Here is a 360-nt window from a genome sequence, read left to right as displayed (position 1 = left end):
GCGGCGGCTGAGCCGTGCGGTGGCGGCGCCCCGCATCGGTATAAACACATATCGATTTATTATTTGCATCCCGCATACTCCATGCCTCATGATTCAGATTTCGTATTCTTGAGCGCATGGAACTCCGCCAACTCGAAGCTTTCGCCGCCGTCATGTCGGTCGGCAGCGTCACGGGCGCGGCGCGGCTGCTGAACCGTTCGCAGCCGGCCATCACGCGGCTGGTGCAGGAGCTCGAGGCCGAGATCGGCTATGCGCTGTTCACGCGCAACGGCCCCCGGGTCACGCCCACGGCGCAGGGCTTTCTGCTCTACGAAGACGCCGAGCGGGCGCTGGCGGGGCTGCGCCAGATCCATGCGCGTG

1 protein-coding gene is annotated in these 360 nt (G+C 65.0%); it reads left to right on the top strand.

Features of this window, described 5'->3' with window-relative positions:
* Positions 1-116: 116 nt before the first annotated feature.
* Positions 117-360, top strand: a 244-nt coding sequence (locus QZH66_RS18855; RefSeq protein WP_305807300.1) for a LysR family transcriptional regulator, incomplete at its 3' end; no start/stop codon positions are given.

It is taken from the genome of Stenotrophomonas sp. YIM B06876 (genome assembly GCF_030711595.1).
Lineage (GTDB): Bacteria > Pseudomonadota > Gammaproteobacteria > Xanthomonadales > Xanthomonadaceae > Stenotrophomonas.
Note: the sequence above shows the minus strand (reverse complement) of the source record. Positions and strands in the feature narration are given on the sequence as shown.